Below are 2,174 nucleotides of genomic sequence, written 5' to 3'. Positions count from 1 at the left end.
GGTCCTCCCCTGGCGTGAGGCCGACCTGTCCGGGCTCACGGAGGCCGATGCGCTCTCCGAAGCGGAGCGGCTGGCCGGGAGCGAAGCGGTGGAACGGATCGATGTGACCACTGCGCCGCTGCTGCGGCTGTTGCTGATCCGCCTCGGCGAGGACCGGCACCGTCTCGTCGTCACCAGCCACCACATCGTCGCGGACGGATGGTCGACGCCGGTCATGCTGAGTGAGGTGTCCGCCGCGTACACAGCGGACGGCACCGGTGCGCGACCGGGGCGGGCACCTTCCTTTGGGGAGTATCTGGCCTGGTTGAACCGTCAGGACAAGGAGGCGGCGCGGGCCGCCTGGCGGGCCGAGCTGGCCGGAGCCGACGAGCCGACGCTCGTGGCGCCGCGGGACCCGGGCAGAGAGCTGGTACTGCCGGAGGAACGCTCGGTGCGGCTCTCCACGAAGGTGACACAAGCCGTGACCGCGCTCGCCCGTGCCCATGGTCTGACGGTGAACACGGTGGTGCAGGGTGCCTGGGCGTTGGTGCTGGCGCGGCTGGCCGGGCGTACGGATGTGGTGTTCGGCACCACCGTGGCAGGACGGCCGCCGGAGCTGCCTGGCGTCGAGTCGATGATCGGCCTGTTCATCAATTCGCTGCCGGTGCGGGTGCGGCTGGACGCCCGCCAGCCGGTGCTGGCGATGCTGACGCAGTTGCAGGAACGCCAGTCCGCGCTGATGGCGCACCAGCATATGGGCCTGTCGGAGATCCAGGCGGTCAGTGAGGCCGGCGCGATCTTCGACAGCATGTTGATGTTCGAGAACTACCCGTGGGACGCGGGCCCTGGAGCGGAGGACGGCGGGGTCGCGGTCACCCAGGTGAACAGCCGGGCCGGGACCCACTACCCGCTGGCGCTCGGTGTCGTTCCGGGTGAACGCCTTGAAGTCCGTGTGGCGTATCGGCCGGATGTGTTCGACGGACGGCGGGCCCTTCAGGTGGGCCGGTGGCTGACGCGGGTGCTGGAGCAGATCGTGGCCGATCCGGCGGTGCGGGTGAGCGAAACCGCGGTGCTGGAGGGGTCCGAGCGGGCCCTGGTGCTGGAGCGGTGGAACAGCACCGACCGACCGGTCCCGGCAGGGACGCTGGGGGAGCTCTTCGAGGCTCAGGTGAGGCGTTCGCCGGACGCGATGGCTGTTCTCGGGTCGGATCAGCAGTGGTCGTACGCGGAGCTGAGCCGGGCCGCCGATCGCGTCGCGGGCGAGCTGCTTGCCCGTGGGGTACGTCGTGGGGATCTGGTCGGCGTGGTGATGGAGCGTTCGGCGGACACTGTGGCGGTACTGCTGGGCGTGGTCAAGGCCGGGGCGGGGTTTGTGCCGGTGGATCCGGCGTATCCGCAGGAGCGAATCGCGTATGTGCTGGCTGATGCGGCTCCGTCGCTGGTGGTGTGCACGGCCGCGACCGAGTCGGCGGTTCCGGCGCAAGCGGTCCGATGGGTGTTCGACGCCTCGGATGCGGCGGCCGTGCTCGCCAGACGGCCGCTCGGGGCTGTGGGTATGGGGGTCCGGGAGACGGACCCTGCGTATGTGATCTATACATCCGGATCGACGGGGGTGCCCAAAGGCGTGGTGGTCACCCATAGCGGGATCGGCAATCTGGCGGCCGGTCAGATCGAGCGATTCGGCGTACGGGCGGACTCGCGAGTCCTGCAACTGGCGTCGTGGAGTTTTGACGCGGCCGTCTCCGAGATGTGCATGGCGTTGCTGTCAGGGGCGGCATTGGTGGTGGTCGATGGGGACAGACTGCCGCCGCATGGCTCGTTGGAGACGGTCGCGGCAGAGTTCGAGGTCACGCATATGACGGTGCCGCCGTCGGTGCTGGCGACCGTGGACACGTTGCCTGAGGCCGTGGAGACGCTGGTGGTGGCGGGTGAGGAGTGCCCGCCGTGGTTGGCACAGCGGTGGTCGGGCCGTCGGCTGGTCAATGCGTACGGCCCGACGGAGACGACCGTCTGCGCGGCGATGAGCGAGCCGTTGCGGTCGATGGAGGAGGGGTCGGTGCCGATCGGCAGCCCCCTCGTCAACACCCGGGTCTTTGTGCTGGACGATTTCTTGCAGCCGATGGCCCCTGGGACGGCCGGTGAGCTGTATGTCGTCGGGCCGGGTCTGGCGCGGGGATATCTCGGCCGTCCGGGGT

The 2,174-nt window shown here is 69.6% G+C and carries 1 protein-coding gene; it reads left to right on the top strand.

Features of this window, described 5'->3' with window-relative positions; genetic code table 11:
* On the top strand, nt 1-2,174 hold a 2,174-nt coding region (locus FF041_RS24635), incomplete at both ends, for a non-ribosomal peptide synthetase (protein ID WP_194292150.1).

Origin of the sequence: Streptomyces jumonjinensis (assembly GCF_009600885.1) — a bacterium.
GTDB classification, from domain to species: domain Bacteria; phylum Actinomycetota; class Actinomycetes; order Streptomycetales; family Streptomycetaceae; genus Streptomyces; species Streptomyces jumonjinensis.
The sequence above is the reverse complement of the archived record's forward strand: the minus strand, read 5'-3'. Positions and strand labels throughout refer to the sequence as shown.